Here is a 19,212-nt window from a genome sequence, read left to right on the forward strand (position 1 = left end):
ATAGATTTTCTCCCGATCCTTTACCAGCGGCGCTCGAAGCGGCGACGCAGAATGATGGCTGTGATGTTCATGACCGCGAGGAAAATCAACAACACGATGATAGCGCCAGATGTGCGCTCGACAAAGGCGCGTTCTGCCTCGTTGGCCCACATGTAGATCTGAACCGGGAGGGCCGTCGAAGGGTCGAGCGGTGTAACCGGGTTGTTGGCGACGAAAGCGACCATGCCGATCAGGAGCAGCGGAGCCGTTTCACCGAGGGCATGTGCCAGACCGATGATCGTTCCCGTCAGAATCCCGGGAGCGGCAAGCGGCAGGACATGGTGGAAAACCATTTGCGTCTTCGACGCACCGACGCCGAGAGCTGCCGCGCGGATCGACGGCGGAACGGCCCTCAATGCAGCGCGAGTAGCGATAATGATCGTCGGCAATGTCATGAGCGTCAGCACCAGGCCGCCAACCAGCGAAGCAGAGCGCGGCATGTGGAAGAAGTTGATGAAGACAGCCAGTCCGAGAAGCCCGAACACGATGGACGGAACAGCCGCGAGATTGTTGATATTCACCTCGATAATATCCGTCAGCCGGCTCTTCTTGGCATATTCTTCCAGATAGATCGATGCCGCGACACCGATCGGCAGGGAAAGGCACAGGACTATCAGCATCATGTAAAGCGAACCGATGAGCGCGACGCCGAGGCCCGAGGTTTCGGGTCGACTTGATGCGCCATAGGTGAACAGGCCGGTGTTGAAGCGCTGGGCCATGGCGCCTTCGCTCTTGAGCTTGTTCATCCACTCGACCTGGCGGTCCGAAACCTTGCGCCGCTCCTGATCGACACCGAGATCGATCTGGCCCTTGAAGGCAGAATCGATATCTGCACCAGTCAGGACCCAGACATCCTGCGTCGTGCCGATCAGCGAAGGATTTCCGGCGACAAGTTCGCGCAATTGCCCGCGTACGCCTTCCGAAAACAGCTTGCCGAGTTCCCGCATCGCAGGCTTGTCCGTCGTTGGAACGCCCAGTTTTTCCGCCAGGGCGTTGCGCGCCAGGATCGGGTAATTGGCAGTCAGCAGCACATTCGGATCGCTCGCCCGCTTGTTGTCCGGGTCGATGATCTTCGGATCGAGGTTGATCGCGAGCCTGACCTCCGTCTGCCAGAAGGCGGTATAGCCATTGGAGAAAACGGAAAACAGCAATGCTAAAAGGAAGAAAATGCCGATGGCGATAGCCGTGATGCCGTAGAGCTTGAATCGGCGTTCGGCAGCGTAGCGGCGCTTGAGCCCGATATCGCGGCGCGCGGGGCGTGCGGATGCGGGTGCAGCAGGATTAAGTGCTATATCGGTCATTCATACTGCTCCCGGTACTTGCGCACGATATAGAGCGCAAAGATGTTCATCGCCAGAGTGATGAAAAAGAGGGTAAGTCCCAAGGCGAAAGCCACCAGAGTTTGTGGTGAGTTGAACTCGAGATCGCCGGTCAGCTGATTGACGATCTTGACGGTGATCGTCGTCATCGCTTCGAACGGATTGATGTTGAGATTGGCAGCGACACCCGCAGCGAGCACCACGATCATGGTCTCGCCAATGGCGCGCGACGCGGTCAGAAGCAGCGCACCGACGATTCCGGGTAAAGCGGCAGGCAGTACCACGCGGCGGATTGTTTCCGACTTTGTGGATCCGAGACCGAGCGACCCGTCGCGCAGCGAGCCCGGTACCGCGGTGATGATGTCGTCGGAAAGCGAGGAGACGAAGGGGATCAGCATGACGCCCATGACGATCCCGGCAGTCAGCACGCTTTGCGCCTGGATAAAGGCGTAACCACCGGAAAGCGCCGCACTCAGGTCGCGCAGGAACGGTCCGACTGTAACGAGCGCGAAGAAGCCGTAGACGATCGTCGGGATGCCGGCCAGCACCTCGAGCATCGGCTTGACGACGGAACGCACGCTGCGGCTGGCATATTCCGCCATGTAGATGGCGGCGAACAAGCCGACCGGCACGGCGAACAGCATGGCGACAAGAGCGATATAAAGCGTTCCGGCGAGCAGCGGTATAAGTCCGAATTGACCTTGGGAGCCACCGGACCCTGCTGCCGCGAAGCGTGGGTCCCACACGGTTCCGAAGAAGAACGTCGAAGGCGAAACGGACTGGAAGAATGTTATCGTCTGGAACAGCATCGACAGGATGATGCCGATGGTCGTGAGAATGGCTATGCCCGATGCTGCGATCAGGGCGCCGAGGATTACGCGCTCCACATTGTTGCGCGCACGGGCCCGTACATGAACACCCGAGAGGCCGAAAATGGCTCCGGCAAGCGCAAGCGCTATGGCGACAAATCCGCCAATATTGCTTGCCCGCGACGTGTTCCTGTTCCATTCGACTGCGATCGGGATCATGTAGTCCTGGCCCTCGGTCGCAAGCGCCACGCCCTTGCTGGCAAGGAGCGGCCGCAGTTCCGCGAAGGTTTGCGGAAGACTGGCGCGCTCGGCGTCGCTGAGCTTGTCGAGGCCGCGAGCGATCCCGCTTACCATCCCAAGCTCGAGGCTCTGGCTGGCGATGACAGTATCGGCCGTTCGCGTCGGCAGTTCGGCAATGGCTGATCGTTCGAGGTAGATCCCGGTTCCGGCGGTCCAGATTGCGATAAACAGGACGGCCGGCAGCGTGGCAGCGAGGAAAACCCACCATCCATGATAGTGCGGCAGGGAATGCGGCTTGATGTTCCCTCCTGCCTTGGCGGCAGCGCGCTGGCGACCGATGAAATATCCGGCCGCGCCGATCGCTATGACAATCACAAGCACCATTAAAGTGGACATCTAGAGGTCTTCCCCGTCCCGCAACTTCGGTCACTCAAAGAGATGAACGGGCAGCCTGAGCTGCCCGTCTGCGTAAGCCGTGACTTACTTCAGTGTCGTGCCGGCCGCGAAGGCATCGCGCTGGGCTTTGCGTTCTGCATCCGGTGCGGCAACCAGGCCGTACTCGACGAGCGGGCTGTCCGGGCCGATCATCTGGTCGTCAAGGAAGAAGTCGACATATTCCTTGAGGCCAGGAATGACACCGAGATGAGCCTTCTTGACGTAGAAGAACAGCGGGCGCGAAACCGGATATTTGCCGGAGGAGATGGTTTCCGTGCTCGGAACCACGCCGTCAACTGTGGCAACCTTCAACTTGTCGGCGTTGTTTTCATAGAAGGCCAGGCCGAACACGCCGACGCCGGTCTTGTTGGCGTCGATGCGAGCCAGCGTTTCCGGATAATCGCCATCGATGTCGACTGCCTTGCCATCCTTGCGGACCTTGACGCAGGCAGCGGCAGCAGCCTTGTCGTCAAGTCCCAGCTTCTTGATCGCATCGGCAGCGCCGGTGGCCTTGCAGCCTGCGGTCATGAGCTTCTCTTCGAATACTTCGCGCGTGCCGTGCTTTTCGCCAGGAATGTAGGCAGCGATCTCCCAGTCCGGGAGAGCCGGGTTGACCTCGTTCCACTTGGTGTTCGGATTGTTGACGAGCTTGCCGTCGACGACGATCTGGGCGGCCAGCGCCGTGTAGACGTCCTTCGGCGAGAGTGCCCAATCCGGACCCTTGATGTCGGTCGCGAACACGATGCCATCATAGCCGATGCGCACTTCCTGAACGTCCTTGACGCCGGCATCGGCACAGGATTTCAACTCGCTCTCCTTGATCGGACGAGAAGAATTGGCAATGTCGACCGTGCCTTCGCCGACACCCTTGCAGAATTCCTTGATGCCCGCGCCCGAGCCACCGGACTCGACAACTGGCGTCTTGAAATCTGGGTATGTTTCGCCAAAGGATTCGGCGACGATCTTGGCGTAGGGCAGAACCGTCGAAGAGCCGGATACCTGAACCTGGTCGCGGGCAGACGCGGCAACCGTGGACGCGCCAACGGCGATCGCAAGCAGCGCGGCTGTAGTTAGAAGCTTGTTCATCGTTTTACTCCCGTTAGAAAACTGTTGAAGTAACCGCTGTCTACAGAAGGTTTATAACAGTCATGTGACACTTATATTACGGTTTGGTCACAACATCGGCGCCGCAATGGTGTGCGGAATAAGTCATTGTAATTAATGATTAAATATCTTCGTTAGCCGGCTCTGGCAGTCTATCATACAACCACTGGCCGCAAAAGCTCAACGATTTCAATCACACTCGCGAGGCGAATTGCGACAGGTTTTGCAACCCGATGGGAAAAATCGGCTCGCCGGCGACGGACCTGCAACCGCAGTACGCCTGACTTGTACCATGGGTTGCATCGCGCGATCATCCCACCCCCCGGAGAGGACCGCCCGGGCTCTCTCCGCAGACATTGCTCACGCATTTTGAACGTCACTTCGGCGTCGGCTCACCGATCAGGACGCCTGCGCGCTGTGCGGCAAGGACGAAGGCCCGCCGTGCCTTGGCTGTGGACATCCAGCCCTCCAGCGCATCCCGGCACATCCGTGTCGCACGTCTGTATTCGATCCCGTCCTGTTGGGGCCATTGGTTTTTCAGGCATTCCAGCGCTTCCCAGGCGGAAGAAACGAGGCGAAGCCCCATCGAGCCGAGACTGATCAAAACTGGAGATGAGAAAGACTTGTCATTCATGATGTGCTGCCTCCCGCATTGAACGGAACAGCGATGTCTGCGTGATACGAATTCGAAATCATAGTTGCACTCCATAAAGAGAATTACGAACTATGTTTCCTCCTGTTCCCCCGGTCTTTTTATTTGGACTTCTGGGATGGTTGATGATTTCAGATTTCCATTCCTGCCGCAATACCCAATTCGGCGCATGGGTCCTGTTCATGCTGCTACTCCAAGCAAAATCGTCAATTGGCCGGCGGGGTAGGCTTGTTCTCGTTGCCGCTCGGCGTCGTGGTCTGCGATTCACCGCCCGTACTCGTTTGCGGTGATTTCTTGGTGTCCATCTGGGCATTGGGTTCAGGCGATACCGTCTGGTTCTGCTGGTTGTTTGATTGGTCGGAGCAGCCGGCGAAAACCACGCCCATGGCCGCTATCATCAGCAATTGAACTCTCGTCATTTTGTCCTCGTGGTTGGGCTCGTCCGCAAAAAGACAGCTTCAATCATCACACCTCGTGCGGCCGTTCTTCATCCTCGTTCTTTTCAAGCTCGGACTTCTGTTTTTCCGACGGCGGCTGCCCCGGTGCCGGAAAAGGTGTATCGCGCGGCTTCGGCTTTTCGGGCAGTTTCGAGCTTTGGCCATTGTCGGGACGCGGCGGCGTAATCGGCGCGCTCATGGGCTGGCTCCTTCATCTATCCTTGTTCAGATGGCGAACTTCCGGACCCGTATTTTGTTCCACGAAACCCGATCCGGAACCGGAACGATGCAAAGGTGATTATTGACCGGAAGAGGATAGAACGATGGTCGCTCCACCTGAATTTCCCCTGCCGCTCGATACGGAGCCCATGGAGGCCCGCACGACAGAAGCGCTGCCGCAAACAGGCGGGCCATGGCAATACGAGCCGAAATGGGACGGCTTTCGCTGCCTCGCCTTCAAATCGGGTCAAAAGGTGCGTTTGCTCGCCAAGTCGGGAAAGGATCTCGGGCGCTATTTTCCGGAGATGGTTGCGCATCTCAAAGAGGTGAAGTTGGATGAATTCGTGCTCGATGGCGAACTCGTCGTCATCATCGATGGCAAGCCTGAATTCGATGCGTTGCAGATGCGGTTGCACCCGGCCGAAAGCCGTATACGCAAACTCTCCCTGGCAACCCCGGCGAAGTTTACCGTGTTCGACATTCTGGCGGATGAGACAGGCGCCGTGCTGCTCGATCGGCCATTGCGGCAGCGGCGCAAGGCGCTTGAGCGGATCGCCCGCCCGATGCAAAGCGATAGTTGGCTGGGAATTTCGCCAGCAACGAGCGATGCGCACGAGGCGCAGACCTGGCTGGATGCATCGGGAAACGGAGCGACGGACGGTGTCGTTGCCAAGCTGCTGGATGCGCCCTACACACCGGGCGAGCGGACAATGCTCAAGGTCAAGCGTATCCGCACCGCCGATTGTGTCGTAGGCGGCTTCCGCTACCGGGCTGGCACGAGACTCGTTGGATCGCTGCTGCTCGGACTGTACGATGCGGCTGGCATGCTCAATCATGTTGGTTTCACCTCCATGATAGCCGCTTCGGAAGCGCCTGCGCTGACGCGAAAGCTCGAAGCGCTGGAGGGAGAGGGATTTACCGGCCGTTCGCCCGGCGGTCCGAGCCGCTGGTCGACCGAGAAAAGCAGTCAGTGGCAGCCTCTGCGGCCGGAACTTGTCGCCGAGGTCAAATTCGATCATGTGACGAACGATCGCTTCCGCCATGGAACGCGATTCGTGCGTTGGAGGCCGGATAAGGCGCCGCGGCAATGTACGTTCGAGCAGATCAGGTGAGGTCACTCGTGGTAAGGCAAAGCGCCGGCATTCTGATGTATCGACGAACCGGTAACGATCATGAGGTATTGCTGGTGCATCCCGGCGGTCCTTTCTGGCGCAACAAGGATCTGTCGGCCTGGTCGATCCCGAAGGGGGAATATGGCGAGGGCGACGACCCGGAGTTGACGGCGCGACGCGAATTCGGCGAGGAAACAGGCATGGTGCTGGAGGGAGAACTCCAGTCTCTAGGCTCCATCCGTCAGGCAGGCGGCAAGCTTGTCACCGGCTTTTGCATCGAAGGCGATTTCGACGTGACAGGCCTCGTCAGCAACATGTTCGAGATCGAATGGCCGCCCCGCAGCGGGCGGCTCCAGTCTTTTCCCGAGGTCGATCGTGCAGGGTGGTTTTCACTCGATGTCGCGTACGGCAAGATCATACAAGGTCAGCGCCCGCTTCTCGATCGCCTCCGGCAAATGCTCGGCGGCAAGATCGGCTAGTGACCTTTCCACGCCTTCCCTTCCGTATCCAGCGCAGCGAATTCCTCGTCGGAAAGCTCTATCGCCGCGGCAGCCACGTTCTCCTCCAGATGTTTAACCTTCGAGGTACCCGGGATTGGCAGCATCACCGGACTGCGTTTCAGAACCCAGGCAAGCGCAATCTGGCTCGGTCCGGCGTCGTGCGCCGAGGCCATCTTGTCGAGGAGCGAACCGGGCTTTGCCAGATCGCCCGCCGCCAGCGGAAACCACGGTATGAAACCGATATCGTTTTCGCTGCAATAGTCGAGAACATCCTCACTTGTCCTGTCGACAAGATTGTATCGGTTCTGGACCGTAGCCACCTTGAAATGCTTCGATGCGGCCTTGATGTCGGCGACAGACACCTCGCTCAGGCCGGCGTGGCGGATAATACCATCATCGAGCAATTTCCTTACCGCTGAAAACTGCTCGTCGGCCGGAACCTTCGAGTCGATCCGGTGCAATTGCCACAGGTCAATTTGGTCGACGCCCAGCCGCCGGCAGCTCGCATAGGCCTGCTGGATCAAATATTCCGGTCGCCCGAGCGGCGTCCACTGATCCGGACCAGTGCGCGCAAGCCCGGCTTTGGTGGCGATCAACATGCCGTCATAGGGATGCAACGCTTCCCTGATCAACTCTTCGGAAACATTGGGACCATAGGAATCGGCGGTGTCGATGAAATTGACTCCAAGCTCGGGCAGGCGCTTCAGCGTGCGGATGGCCTCCGCATGATCGGCCGGTTCGCCCCATATGCCCTTGCCTGTAATGCGCATCGCACCGAAGCCGAGACGGTTGATCCTGGACTCTGCGTCGATTGTGAATGTACCGGAAAGCGCGGCGTTGGATCTGGACATGGTCCCGTTCCTCTTGCTTGATTGATAATCAGGTGGGCGTGCTTGAATCAGGGTTTCGACCCGCCAATCTGGTCGAAACGGGAGCAGACTCTAACCCGGGATTTGCTCGGTAATCAAATCACTGAAGCTTTACTTGGTTCCATCGCATCTGGGCGCCAATCTCGTTGCTTCTGGAACAAAACCTCCGACGGTTCATTTTTCTAATCGGGGGTGAACGCGGTATAGCTTATCGGTAAAACCGGGTTGGAATCGGCTTATTGGAGTAGTTTCATGCACCTCACCTATCATGTCCATGTTCACGACGGCGGCTGGGCTTATCGGCTCGGGGATGTCTGGTCGGAGACATATCCCACGCATGACGCCGCATTGCGCGCTGCCAGGGATGCCGCCAAACGCCAGCAGATCGGCGGCGAGGACGCCCAGATCAGCTATGAAACGGCGGACGGTACATGGCACCAGGAATCTGTCAGGGGCAGCGACCGGCCTGAAGTCGATGTCGAGGATGATGCCAAGACCTGATAGAAAGGGTTAAACCTGATAAAGGGAAGGGCAAATGAGCAAATACGTTCTCATCGGGTCGCAGGGTTGCGGCTCTGTCGTCGTCGAACTGGCGCTGTTGAAGGCGGGCGCAGAATTCGACCTCGAGGAGATACCCTATCTTGAGCCCGGGCCGGATCGTGACCGTTTGCTCGAGTTGAACCCCCTGGGACAGGTTCCGACGCTCATCATGCCTGACGGAGACGTCATGACGGAAAGCGCGGCAATCATCCTTCATCTCGCAGACGCGTTTCCGGATTCGCAGTTGACGCCCGCCACCAGCGACCGGCACCGGCCAGCTTTCTTGAGGTGGCTCATCTATATCGTAAGCGAGATATATCCGGCCTCGACCTTCAGTGATCATCCTGACCGCTGGAATTTGCCATCCGACATCCAAGATCCTTACAAGCAGACTGTAGACGAATACCGCATGGAGTTGTGGCGCCACGTGGAAGACGTGGCCGATACGCCCTGCTTCCTGGGCAATGATTTCAGCGCGATCGATCTTTATATTGCCGTGATGCGCCACTGGCGGCCCGGCCGTAAGGCGTTTGCGAAAGCCTTTCCAAAACTGACGGAGATCGGCGAGAACGTGGCCAATGACCCGCTGTTTTCCAAGGTCCTGAAGCGCAACTTCGACAGGTGAGAGGGTAGAGAAATCGGGGCGAGGACCTACGGCCTCTTCGAGGCGTAGTCGACGAATATACGGGCTTCCTTTGCTGCTTCGATGAAAGCCGAACGGCACTCGGTAATTGTCACCTTACCATCAAGCGCCTCAAGACATTTCTGCCTTGCCGCCTTCAGTTTGACGCCGTCATGAATGGGCCAGTTCATCAACAGAACCTCGGCCGCTTCCGGCACGGAAGCGATGTTCCGGGGCTTGCCGGCGGGTTGGATTTCGATGGTCACACAGGGAAATGGAGTGGTCATAGCGCACCCTAACGCCGGACTGTGACGGTTGTTCCATGAAGATTCGGTGCCTTTGAAAATTTGCCGCTGCAACGATATCGGCTCTTGCTGCGTTGCTTGTTCGGACCAGCCAGCCCGCCGAAAACGGAGTGTTCCCATGGAAACGTTGAAAATCTTCCGCCTTCTGCCTGTTGCCGATGAAGCCGATCCGCGCTGGGGCAATGCAGACAATCATGGGGAAGTCATCGTTCGCGCCCGTTCCGCCGCCGACGCCAGGGTCGTCGCGGCCGAGGCCGAGGATGACTTTCTGGAAACGGACGCCTTGCCCGGGGATGGCAATTCCACGCGCACGTTCAGCGCCTTTCGCGATGACAAGCTTTACACTGTCGTAGAGGACACCACCGGGCCCTATTCGCCGCTTGGGGAGCGGCAGGTGGTGGCGGGAAATATTGATCCCGTTATACTGGCGGATCGCCCGGCTGATGCCGAGCGATAGGGAGACCCCGCCCGCCCCGGTGCAAAGCGCTATTTGTTCTGCCTGCCGCGCTGCCGGGGATCGACACCTCCGGCAGACGTCGTGTCATTTTCCACATCGCCTTCGAATGTGTTTTCGCCGTCCGGTTCGGCATCGCGGTCCCTGATCGTTCCTTTCGATGTTCCAATGCCGGGATTGCGCTTCAAGTCCGTGTCGGTCGGTTGCTGCGTCTTCGGATGTTTGCTGTTCATTGACATCTCCATTTGTCTGCGACTTGCCCAGAGGTCCTAAAGCCCGAACGGATAGGTGTCGGGCGTTCCCGCCCGCGCATGTTCCGGTCCGAGCGGCGTTACCGCGGACGTCTCGTCCAGCCAGACGAACGCATCGAATTGGCGTGGAAGCGACGCTTCGGCATAGTGGCTGAGAAGCTCGGTTTGCGGCCGGTAAATCACACCGATGAAGCGCTCCAGCCGCGGCTCGATGAGGCGCTTTGCCAAGACGTTGTGCCGGCTGAAGTCGAGCAGGAACCGCTGCATGGCAGCCTCATGGCAAAGCCGCTCATAGCTGTTGCGATGCGACGGGCGCACGCGCATGATCTCCATGTCGCCGTCCCAGTCACTGGCTGCGGCCACCGTTCCCGTATGGGTTCCAAGTCCGATCAGGGCCGACTTCTCGCCGAAGCGCTGGCGGCAGAGCTGGCCGATATTCAGTTCGTCGCGGATGAGACCCATATCGGTATGGCGGGCGTCGCCGATATGCGAATTGTGCGCCCAAACCACGGCCTTGGCATCAGGGCCCCGGCTCTCGAGTATATGGTTCAGGGTCTCGAACATGTGCGTGTCGCGCAGGTTCCAGGAGTCCGCCCCGCCATAATACATGATGCGATAATAGCGCTCTGCCGAGGCGACAAGCCGCGCGTTTTGTGCAGCATTGAGAAAGTCCGCGCCGTCCTTAGCCGCGTAGTCGAGCTTGCGCTCCAGCAGATCCCTGCATTGGGCGATCACCGCCTCTTCGCATTTCCGGTAGCCGGCACTCAGCACGGCACGGCCATAGGTTGAAGGCTCGCTTTGCCAAGGCGTAAGGCAGCCATAGCGTTGGCGGGCAATGGCTGCCGCCGCGGGATCGATCTCGTCCAGATAGTGCAGCACAGCGGCGATGGAGCCGCTCATGTTGTAAATGTCGAGACCATAGAACCCGGCCCGGCGCTCCGACGCGAGGGCAGCATTATGTTCGCGCAGCCAGATGGTGAAGGCCTCCACATCCGTATTGCGCCACATCCACGTCGGAAAGCGCTGGAAAGGCGGGCTTTGATCATATCTTTTTGGCCGATGGCGCACGTAACGGTCGATCTCGGCCGCGTCGGGCCAGTCAGCTTCGACCGCGACAATCGTGAAACCATGCTTCTCGATGAGGCGCTGGGTGATCGCTGCACGAGCACGGTAAAACTCCGAGGTCCCATGGCTGGCTTCACCCAGAAGCACCACCCGGCGATCGGCAAACCGGTCGAACAGCTCCCCGAACGCATCGTCGTCCGGATCAGGGAGGGGTTCGGCTGCTTCTGATATCATCTGCGGCAGCGTCAATTCGCGTGCCTTGACGGCAAGGTTGCCGCTGCCGTCCGACCAGCCCTGTTCGCCGATAAGCGGCACGAACATGACCGCTCCGAGATCTTCCGTCTCATAGTCCGATTGGCTCGTTCGGGTGAGCTTCAGAAGCCTTTGGCTGGTTTCATCGAGGCCAACGGGAATAACCAGGCGACCGCCGGTCACAAGTTGTTCCTTGAGCGCCCGGGGCACCTCGGGTCCCCCGGCCGCGACGAGGATCACATCGAATGGCGCTGCTTCGGGCCACCCTTTGGTGCCATCGCCAACGCGCACTTCGACATTGTCGTATCCAAGCTCGTGCAGCCGCCGGCCGGCCGCTTCCGCAAGGGGCGGATGGCGCTCGATAGTATATACCCGGTCGGCGATCTGGCTCGCGACCGCTGCCGCATAGCCGGACCCGGTGCCGACGTCGAGCACCGTCTCGCCGGGCTTTATCGCAGCCGCTGCGATCATGTGAGCGACGATGTAGGGTTGCGAGATGGTCTGACCTTCGCCGATCGGCAGGGGCGAGTCTTCATAGGCGAATTCTTCGAATCCGGCCTCGACGAATGCCTCGCGCGGTACACGCCGCATCGCTTCGAGAGTATGGGGATCATTTATTCCGCGCCGGGCAATCTGCATATCCACCATGCGATCACGGGCGCGCGAGAGGTCTAACATCGTACCTCCAGGGCTTTGCCAAGGCTTCGATCGACGAACCCATGCTGTTAACCTCACAGGCCGCCGATAGTTCCCCATATTGCCTCCCTGGGCGGAACAAAACTGCCGGCGCCCTGTTGATTTCATGGTCTGACCGCTTTCAAAGGAGAAACAATGTCCCAACTCGACAGCCAGGATCTGGAAGGGCGAATTCTGGCGCACCGCAAGCTCTTGGTCGCGCTGTTGCACACGATCGCCCGGATGGCGCCGAACCCCGATGACCTCTGGGACGATATTCGCGACAGCGCGTCGCTGCTGGATCAGGAGGAGGACCCCGGCGCAATTCCGAACGCGGCATTCGCGACCCAGGTGCGTGAAACGGAAGAACTTCGGTCGATCATAGCGCAGGCGGAAGCGCGGTTCAGGCGCTCGTGACCGCGGACTACCGTGCGCCGAGGATCATCTCGCGGAACCATCCCAGCAAAAGGGAATCATATGCTTTCTGGCTTTCCGGTGTGCTCAAGGCGTGGTCGGCACCCGAGATGATGCGCGAAGTCAGGGAGCGTGCATTGATGAACGCCGAGCGGTAGCTCGCAATGGCAGCATGCGGGACGAGGTCGTCGTTTTCGGATGAGACGATCAGGACGTCTCCCCTGAACCGGCGGCTTACGTCGAGCGCTTTATTGTCGTTCGCCGACACTATGCTCGACCGGTATTCAGCGAGATCCTTTCTGTCGAGAGAGAACTTAGGAACGTCCCAGTCGGCGTCCCTGTACAGCGCCGGCACCCGGAGCGCCAGCCAGCGGACGGGCCTGAGCGACGTGAGGATTGCCGCAAGATAACCGCCGTAACTGCTGCCGATCACGCCTATCGAGTTGGGATCGATCGACGGATGGGCGGCCAATGCATCATAGGCTGCCAGCGCATCGTTGAGATTGTCGCCCCTCGTCACATAGCGCTGTTGCGACAAGGTCTCCGCATGCCCGCGCATGTCGAAGGTCAGGCAGACGCTGCCAAGGGCGGAGATTTCCCGGGCCCTTTGCAGGTCGCGCTCCTGGCTCCCCGCCCAGCCATGCAGGAAAAGCACTCCCGGCACCCCGGTGTCAGGAGAGGCAAGCGTGCCCATGATGCGCTGCGTGTCGACTTCGATCTCAACTTTGCTGGTCTGCATGATATATCGCCTCCAGTTTTGCATATTTCGTCATTGGCCCCTCCCTCGGGTCCTCGCCTGCGAAACAGACGAAAGCCGACCGGTCATCGACAGAAGCCTTGCCGAACACTTCATATGATGCCGCATCGACGGCAACGAGTGAAGGTTCCTGCTTGAAAGCCTCAAGGGCAAGGACCTCGCCCGGCGTCGCACCTCCTGCCCGCCAGGATTGTTCCAGCACCGCGGTCTTGACCTCGCCACGCGCGTCGGTGCCGGTGATCACGTCATAGTTTTTCCGCGAGGCCATCATCCCCAATGTCCTGTTGGCGCAAGCATCGTAGTGCCGCGCTGCGGCAATCACGTGGCGGGCGTTCGGGTCATCGATTTGATCTGACAACAGCCCCCAGTCGCCTGGTACAGCTCGAAACTTCGTCCCCCCATAGGTTTTCCGGCCGTTATTGTCGGTTGTCAGCCGTTGTTCGCCAAAGTAGGACAATTCAGTTCCATCGACGCATAATTGGCCGACGCTATATGTCCTCGTCTTTGCGAGATCTTCTTCGGCCACAAGACCATTCGCCAGGATTTCCTTGGGCACCGTCTCGCACAGCCTCCGGAGCTCGTTGGCGGATTTTAGAACCCATTGCCCGTCTCCCCCTTCGGCATAGGGGTCCTTCACCCGGATCGCGCCGTTTGGCAGGAGCCTGTCGCCCGCAGCAATGAGATCTTCCGCGCTGAACACCGAGAATCCCGGAAGTACGACATTGCGGACCTGCCGGGGAAACGCGGATGACCAGCCGCGCGGTGCGGTCGCATCGGGCGCAATGAGAGGATGCGTGATCAGCTTCGTCGACATGAATTCATAGGCCACGACGCCGCCGAAGAGATCATCCACCGTCCAGGCGGCCGCTTCATCCGGGTGCTGGTCTCGCGACAGTGTCTCCGCCGGCACGTAATAATATTTCTCCCGGTCGGCCCACGGATCGGCCGGAGGTTCGTCGTGGAACGCACATTCCTTGATCCGGGCGAGCTTCCGCCCGATGCTCAGGAGCGTGATCCATTTATGCGATGCCCGGTCCAACGATCCGAGGACGACGACCGCCTGCTTCATGCATAATCCTCGCAAGATTCGCGATTACCCTCGAAGACTTAATCGGGACCTCGGGCCTTTGTTCCCATTTTCATGGGTGTGCACGCAGGTACGCTTGTGCATGATCCTCTTTTGGGATCGACTGCAAGACTGGGCGCGTTCACGTCGAGCAAAACTCAAGCGAAGGGTCTGGTCATGCATCGTTTTGAAGGAAAAGTAGTCATCGTCACGGGCGCAGGCTCCGGTATGGGCGAGGCAACCGCACGCAGGTTTTCCCGGGAAGGCGCGAGTGTGGTTCTCGCCGATTACGACAGGGACAGCGTGGAACGTGTCGCGTCCGAACTGCCGGCCGATCGTACGATGGTTCAGGTCGTCGACGTCTCAAGTTCTGGACCTGTCAACGCCATGGTCGAAGCCACCGTCTCCAGATTCGGCAAGCTCGATGTGATCGTCAACAATGCCGGCGTCCATGAGTCCGGCGAGCCCGAGGAAATCACCGACGAACGATGGCGCAAGGTCATGAGCGTTGATGCGGACGGAGTATTTTTCGGCTGCCGGGCTGCAATTCCCCATCTTGAGAAGACCGGAGGCTCGATCATCAACACGGCGTCCGTCTCGGGAACTGGCGGCGATTGGGGCATGAGCCCATACAATGCTGCCAAGGGTGCAGTGGTCAACCTCACCCGCGCCCTCGCGCTCGATCTCGGCAAGAAGGGCATCCGGGTCAATTCGGTCTGCCCAAGTCTGACCCGAACCGCGATGACGGAGGATATGCTCGAAGACGGCCAGCTTGTCGCAAGATTCAAGCAGCGCATACCGCTCGGCCGTGTCTGCGAACCGGACGAAGTCGCAGCGGTCATTGCCTTCCTTGCCAGCGACGATGCAAGTTTCATAACCGGAGCGAACATCCCCGTCGATGGCGGCGTTTCGGCCTCCAACGGGCAACCGGGTCAGGGCTGAAGCCGCACTCACCGGCGCTTCTCCGGCTGCGCTGGCACTCTCACCGCCCGAGTGCTAAAATTTTTTTTCCGGCCTCTTGAAAACTGGCGGACCGCAACCAATTCGTTAGGCGCGCGACGCCTGAGGGGTCGCGCAACCCCGCGTCGCTTCATCCAGAGCGGCGCGGAGGAACTTCAAAACCTGTTTGTCTTAGTGAGGAGAACATTATGACGTTCCGTCCATTGCACGACCGTATTCTGGTCCGCCGCATCGAGGCCGAAGAAAAAACGGCTGGCGGTATCATCATTCCCGACACCGCAAAGGAAAAGCCGCAGGAAGGCGAGGTCCTCGCCGCGGGTCCGGGTGCCCGCGACGAAAGCGGCCAGTTGCAGCCGCTGGACGTGAAGGTCGGTGATCGCATCCTGTTCGGCAAATGGTCCGGCACCGAAATCAGGCTCAAGGGCGAGGATCTCCTGATCATGAAGGAATCCGATGTCATGGGCGTGATCGAAGCCGAAACCGTCGCCAAAGCGGCATGATGCCACGACCATCCGTCAATGAATGCTGCCTGATGAAGGAGTAAAGAAATGGCTGCAAAAGAAGTCAAATTCCATTCCGACGCGCGTGAACGGCTGTTGCGCGGCGTCGACATTCTCGCGAACGCAGTCAAGGTGACCCTCGGGCCGAAGGGCCGCAATGTCGTCATCGACAAGTCGTTCGGCGCACCCCGCATCACCAAGGACGGCGTTACCGTTGCCAAGGAAATCGAGCTTGAGGACAAGTTCGAAAACATGGGTGCACAGATGGTGCGCGAAGTCGCATCCAAGACAAACGATCTTGCCGGCGATGGCACGACGACTGCAACCGTTCTCGCCCAGGCAATCGTCAAGGAAGGCGCAAAGGCCGTGGCATCGGGCATGAACCCGATGGACCTGAAGCGCGGCATCGACAAGGCTGTCGACGCGGTCGTCGAGGAGCTGAAGAGGAACGCCCGCAAGGTGACCCAGAACGGCGAAATCGCCCAGGTCGGTACCATTTCGGCTAACGGCGATGCCGAGATCGGCCGCTTCCTCGCTGAAGCAATGGAGAAGGTCGGCAACGAGGGCGTCATCACCGTCGAGGAGGCGAAGACTGCCGAGACGGAACTCGAGGTGGTCGAAGGCATGCAGTTCGATCGCGGTTACCTCTCGCCTTATTTCATCACCAACCAGGACAAGATGCGCGTCGAACTGGATGAGCCATACATTCTCATTCATGAGAAGAAGCTATCCAACCTGCAGGCGATGCTTCCGGTACTCGAGGCTGTGGTCCAGTCGGGCAAACCGCTGCTCATCATTGCCGAGGATGTGGAGGGCGAGGCCCTCGCGACGCTCGTCGTCAACAAGCTGCGTGGTGGCCTGAAGGTCGCAGCCGTCAAGGCCCCTGGCTTTGGCGACCGGCGCAAGGCAATGCTCGAGGACATCGCGATCCTCACCGGCGGCACAGCGGTCTCGGAAGATCTCGGCATCAAGCTCGACAATGTCACCCTCGAGATGCTCGGCCGGGCCAAGAAGGTCGTCATCGAAAAGGAAAATACCACGATCGTCGACGGTGCGGGCTCGAGCAACGAGATCCAGGGCCGTATCGCCCAGATCAAGGCCCAGATCGAGGAGACGACTTCCGATTACGATCGCGAGAAACTGCAGGAGCGTCTTGCCAAGCTTGCAGGCGGTGTCGCGGTCATCCGTGTCGGCGGCTCCACCGAGGTCGAGGTCAAGGAACGCAAGGATCGCGTCGATGATGCGATGCATGCGACGCGCGCTGCCGTCGAGGAAGGCATTCTGCCGGGTGGCGGCGTGGCCCTGCTCCGGGCGGCCAAGGCGCTCGATAATGTCCTGACCGAGAACACGGATCAAAAGACCGGCGTCGAGATCGTTCGTCGTGCAATCGAAGCTCCGGTTCGCCAGATCGCCGAGAATGCGGGTGCCGAAGGCTCGATCATCGTCGGCAAGCTGCGCGAGAATGCAGAGCTTGGCTTCGGCTGGAACGCCCAGACCGGCGAGTTCGGCGATCTTTTCGCTCAGGGTGTCATCGATCCGGCCAAGGTGGTCCGGACGGCCCTGCAGGATGCCGCCTCGGTAGCCGGATTGCTGGTGACGACCGAAGCCATGGTCGCCGAAAAACCGAAGAAGGAAGCACCGGCCCCTGCAATGCCCGCAGGCGGCATGGACTTCTGATCTGAATTCTCCGCGATGCCCGCTCCCAGAGCGGGCATCTCTCTTTTTTCTGAAAGATTTGGGGCCCGCCCCAGAACGGGCGTCGCTTTTTGTCTGAAAGATATGGGGCCCGCTCTCGGCAGTGCGGGCATCGGTCATTGATCTGGGGAGGGGAGTGAGGCCCGACACACCAGCGACCAGCATGCGTTCCGGGCCTCTGCCGAAGAGTTCGGTGCTCCCCGGCCATCCTCAAACCGTCTCATGCGAAAAATGTTCCAGGCAAGCCCGGCGAGGCCTGACGCTGTTAACGGGGGGGGTGGGTTGCGCCAGGCCCCTACCAGAGAGGCGAGGCTCCCCGGCAGGTATCGAACTGCATTTGCAATAGAACGTTCCCGGGCGAAATCACCTTCGGATAATATGCCCGTCATGCAGATCGAAAACGCCGCTCAAGCCACCCTGGGCGATGAAACTGTCTTCGATTTCATGCCACCGTCCGATGTAATTGCCGCAGGTGACGCAGAATATGGGGCTGTCGGTGAGGACCCTCTCCGGCATGCGCAGGTAAGTCGTATGACAATCGGAACATTCGAGTTTACCGCTCAGACGCTGCACCATTTCACACCTCCCCGTGAGGTTAAAAAGGCATTTTACCCTTTCCAGAATGCGCCGCAATAATGTGTCCGATAGTGGACAGATTTGCAGTTGGTGAGGCTTGCCGAGCGTAAGAAAGCACAGGCATCGGCTGGTTATATATCGGACGAAAGTCTGATCCGGCGAGGCAAAGGTCTGAAATCCTTGGGTAAATGGCAGTTGATGGAACAAAGCCGTCAGCCACAGGTTTCGATCCGCGAACCATGAGATTGCCATGTCGAGATTGGCCGCATGATCTCCGGGATAGGGTGCGGCCAAGCCACATTGTTCCCGGGCGTATCAAAAAGACGCGCCATCTGAGCGGGGAGCGGCGCCTCACCTTATAACCCCGCCTTTGACCTCGGGCGGCAGACCGGACCAGACCGGCCTGCCGCCTTTTCCTTGGAAACCTCCCGCCGATCATCTGACCAATGGCAGAACGACTTTAGAATTGCCGGGGTGCGTGCGGAGGGATCGATATCCTGGTTCCCCGCCGAACGACTGTTCCTCCTTTGCGAAGAAGCCCGGCAAATGCCGCGATCAGAACGCCGCTTGCGCAGAACTCCAGACTTTCTTCAAGCTTCTCCGCCTTGTATGAATGTATGAGATCGAGGATGACGGCACTTGCAAGCATGCACGTCGCAAGTAAGAGGCGGAATTCGAAACGCCGCGACAGGACATATCTCGCCAGCATCCAGGCTTGCTGCCGGAACCGCAACAACAGCACCAGCGCAACGGCAAGAAAAACTGTCATCACGATCAGTGCAGCGAAGATGGCCCCCGATCCGGCATCCCCGATTGCGCGAAATACAAGAATGACGATGTCATGTCCGCCGTCGAACTCGCCGCCGCCCTTCATCTTCGGCATCCTGATATGAAGAAGACGCGCCCCGAAGCTGATCTCGCTGAGAAAGAGCAGCAGCGACAATATGCCTGCGGCGAAAAGCACCGTCCGTTCGGCAGGCGTGAGCCGGATATTGCCGCGCATGACAATGCCAAACGCGAGAACAGCCGCGATAAAAAAACCGGCAGCGCTGAGATCTTCGACAGGACCGTCTTCGACCAGCAATGGCGGAAAGGAAAGGCCGAGCGTGAACAGCAAGATGACGACGCAGCCGGTAGCGGCTGCAAAGGCGAAATTGTTGCGGCTGATCACGGCCTTGTTTTCGTTGGCCCACGCATAGCCCGGGCCAGAACGCTCGTTTGCCGGCCTCCCGCGCATCGCGGGCTCAATAGGATCCGCGCAGTGCGCAGACAGCTGGAATGGTCTTGAGGATGATGAGGATGTCCTGCAGCAGCGACCAGTTCTCGACATAGTGCTTGTCGAAGG

At 59.3% G+C, this 19,212-nt stretch carries 23 protein-coding genes and 1 pseudogene; 9 read left to right on the forward strand and 15 right to left on the reverse strand.

The window, feature by feature from the left end; all coding sequences use genetic code 11:
• Positions 1-20 precede the first annotated feature (20 nt).
• From pstA to CU100_RS27010, 6 genes are all read right to left on the reverse strand, one after another.
• A complete protein-coding gene (pstA, locus tag CU100_RS24275; RefSeq protein ID WP_106719195.1) occupies positions 21-1,340 on the reverse strand; it encodes a phosphate ABC transporter permease PstA in 1,320 nt (439 codons plus the stop codon).
• Positions 1,337-2,803, reverse strand: a complete 1,467-nt coding sequence (gene pstC, locus CU100_RS24280; protein WP_106719196.1) for a phosphate ABC transporter permease subunit PstC — start codon at positions 2,801-2,803, stop codon at positions 1,337-1,339. The genes pstA and pstC overlap by 4 nt, the downstream gene beginning before the upstream one ends.
• Positions 2,804-2,887: 84 nt before the next feature.
• Complete coding sequence (locus CU100_RS24285; RefSeq protein ID WP_106719197.1) at positions 2,888-3,928, reverse strand: PstS family phosphate ABC transporter substrate-binding protein; 1,041 nt, start codon at positions 3,926-3,928, stop codon at positions 2,888-2,890.
• A gap of 394 nt (positions 3,929-4,322) precedes the next feature.
• Complete coding sequence (locus CU100_RS24290) at positions 4,323-4,580, reverse strand: DUF982 domain-containing protein (protein ID WP_106719198.1); 258 nt, start codon at positions 4,578-4,580, stop codon at positions 4,323-4,325.
• A gap of 224 nt (positions 4,581-4,804) precedes the next feature.
• Positions 4,805-5,017: a hypothetical protein gene (locus tag CU100_RS24295; protein ID WP_106719199.1), complete on the reverse strand. Its 213-nt coding sequence runs from the start codon at positions 5,015-5,017 to the stop codon at positions 4,805-4,807.
• A 46-nt stretch (positions 5,018-5,063) separates the two neighbouring features.
• Positions 5,064-5,234, reverse strand: coding sequence for a hypothetical protein (locus CU100_RS27010; RefSeq protein WP_170113958.1), 171 nt, complete (start codon positions 5,232-5,234; stop codon positions 5,064-5,066).
• Between the two features lie 124 nt (positions 5,235-5,358).
• Between CU100_RS27010 and CU100_RS24300 the strand changes: the two genes are divergently transcribed.
• On the forward strand, positions 5,359-6,366 hold the full coding sequence (locus CU100_RS24300; RefSeq protein ID WP_106719200.1) for an ATP-dependent DNA ligase: 1,008 nt from the start codon (positions 5,359-5,361) through the stop codon (positions 6,364-6,366).
• 8 nt (positions 6,367-6,374) lie between these two features.
• Positions 6,375-6,845, forward strand: coding sequence for an NUDIX domain-containing protein (locus CU100_RS24305; RefSeq protein WP_106719201.1), 471 nt, complete (start codon positions 6,375-6,377; stop codon positions 6,843-6,845).
• On the opposite strand, the gene CU100_RS24310 is transcribed toward CU100_RS24305, so the two are convergent.
• The gene (locus tag CU100_RS24310) at positions 6,842-7,717 is read right to left on the reverse strand and encodes an aldo/keto reductase (protein ID WP_106719202.1); all 876 of its coding nucleotides are present in this window, start codon (positions 7,715-7,717) and stop codon (positions 6,842-6,844) included. The genes CU100_RS24305 and CU100_RS24310 overlap by 4 nt on opposite strands.
• Positions 7,718-7,987: 270 nt before the next feature.
• On the opposite strand from CU100_RS24310, the gene CU100_RS24315 reads away from it, so the two are divergent.
• On the forward strand, positions 7,988-8,236 hold the full coding sequence (locus CU100_RS24315; protein ID WP_106719203.1) for a DUF2188 domain-containing protein: 249 nt from the start codon (positions 7,988-7,990) through the stop codon (positions 8,234-8,236).
• A 34-nt stretch (positions 8,237-8,270) separates the two neighbouring features.
• A complete protein-coding gene (locus tag CU100_RS24320; RefSeq protein ID WP_106719204.1) occupies positions 8,271-8,900 on the forward strand; it encodes a glutathione S-transferase family protein in 630 nt (209 codons plus the stop codon).
• Between the two features lie 26 nt (positions 8,901-8,926).
• Here the strand turns inward: CU100_RS24320 and CU100_RS24325 are convergent, their stop codons facing one another.
• Positions 8,927-9,184 (reverse strand): DUF982 domain-containing protein, encoded by a 258-nt coding sequence (locus tag CU100_RS24325; RefSeq protein ID WP_210280634.1) that lies wholly within the window; start codon positions 9,182-9,184, stop codon positions 8,927-8,929.
• 136 nt (positions 9,185-9,320) lie between these two features.
• Here CU100_RS24325 and CU100_RS24330 point away from each other — a divergent pair, with 136 nt between their 5' ends.
• A complete protein-coding gene (locus CU100_RS24330; protein WP_106719205.1) occupies positions 9,321-9,659 on the forward strand; it encodes a hypothetical protein in 339 nt (112 codons plus the stop codon).
• 29 nt (positions 9,660-9,688) lie between these two features.
• On the opposite strand, the gene CU100_RS24335 is transcribed toward CU100_RS24330, so the two are convergent.
• Complete coding sequence (locus CU100_RS24335) at positions 9,689-9,889, reverse strand: hypothetical protein (RefSeq protein ID WP_106719206.1); 201 nt, start codon at positions 9,887-9,889, stop codon at positions 9,689-9,691.
• A 36-nt stretch (positions 9,890-9,925) separates the two neighbouring features.
• Positions 9,926-11,902 (reverse strand): protein-L-isoaspartate(D-aspartate) O-methyltransferase, encoded by a 1,977-nt coding sequence (locus CU100_RS24340; RefSeq protein WP_106719207.1) that lies wholly within the window; start codon positions 11,900-11,902, stop codon positions 9,926-9,928.
• A gap of 153 nt (positions 11,903-12,055) precedes the next feature.
• Between CU100_RS24340 and CU100_RS24345 the strand changes: the two genes are divergently transcribed.
• Positions 12,056-12,316 carry a hypothetical protein gene (locus CU100_RS24345; protein WP_106719208.1) on the forward strand — a complete coding sequence of 87 codons (261 nt, stop codon included), beginning with the start codon at positions 12,056-12,058 and terminating at the stop codon, positions 12,314-12,316.
• A gap of 7 nt (positions 12,317-12,323) precedes the next feature.
• Here CU100_RS24345 and CU100_RS24350 read toward each other — a convergent pair whose 3' ends face one another.
• Both CU100_RS24350 and CU100_RS24355 read right to left on the reverse strand, forming a co-directional pair.
• Positions 12,324-13,052 (reverse strand): alpha/beta hydrolase family protein, encoded by a 729-nt coding sequence (locus CU100_RS24350; RefSeq protein ID WP_106719209.1) that lies wholly within the window; start codon positions 13,050-13,052, stop codon positions 12,324-12,326.
• A complete protein-coding gene (locus CU100_RS24355) occupies positions 13,033-14,139 on the reverse strand; it encodes a DUF3182 family protein (RefSeq protein ID WP_106719210.1) in 1,107 nt (368 codons plus the stop codon). The genes CU100_RS24350 and CU100_RS24355 overlap by 20 nt, the downstream gene beginning before the upstream one ends.
• Before the next feature lie 174 nt (positions 14,140-14,313).
• On the opposite strand from CU100_RS24355, the gene CU100_RS24360 reads away from it, so the two are divergent.
• From CU100_RS24360 to groL, 3 genes are all read left to right on the forward strand, one after another.
• Positions 14,314-15,078, forward strand: coding sequence for an SDR family NAD(P)-dependent oxidoreductase (locus CU100_RS24360; protein WP_106719211.1), 765 nt, complete (start codon positions 14,314-14,316; stop codon positions 15,076-15,078).
• A gap of 206 nt (positions 15,079-15,284) precedes the next feature.
• Complete coding sequence (locus CU100_RS24365; RefSeq protein ID WP_106719212.1) at positions 15,285-15,596, forward strand: co-chaperone GroES; 312 nt, start codon at positions 15,285-15,287, stop codon at positions 15,594-15,596.
• A gap of 48 nt (positions 15,597-15,644) precedes the next feature.
• On the forward strand, positions 15,645-17,273 hold the full coding sequence (gene groL, locus CU100_RS24370) for a chaperonin GroEL (RefSeq protein WP_106719213.1): 1,629 nt from the start codon (positions 15,645-15,647) through the stop codon (positions 17,271-17,273).
• A gap of 381 nt (positions 17,274-17,654) precedes the next feature.
• Here the strand turns inward: groL and CU100_RS26645 are convergent, their stop codons facing one another.
• The 3 genes and pseudogenes from CU100_RS26645 to CU100_RS24385 form a co-directional block, all read right to left on the reverse strand.
• The gene (locus CU100_RS26645; RefSeq protein WP_146141899.1) at positions 17,655-17,867 is read right to left on the reverse strand and encodes a hypothetical protein; all 213 of its coding nucleotides are present in this window, start codon (positions 17,865-17,867) and stop codon (positions 17,655-17,657) included.
• Between the two features lie 460 nt (positions 17,868-18,327).
• The gene (locus CU100_RS24380; RefSeq protein ID WP_106719215.1) at positions 18,328-19,104 is read right to left on the reverse strand and encodes a hypothetical protein; all 777 of its coding nucleotides are present in this window, start codon (positions 19,102-19,104) and stop codon (positions 18,328-18,330) included.
• Positions 19,105-19,111: 7 nt separating this feature from the next.
• Positions 19,112-19,212: pseudogene (locus tag CU100_RS24385) on the reverse strand (sugar transferase); the annotation flags it as partial.

It is taken from the genome of Phyllobacterium endophyticum (assembly GCF_003010935.1).
Classification (GTDB): Bacteria; Pseudomonadota; Alphaproteobacteria; order Rhizobiales; family Rhizobiaceae; genus Phyllobacterium; species Phyllobacterium endophyticum.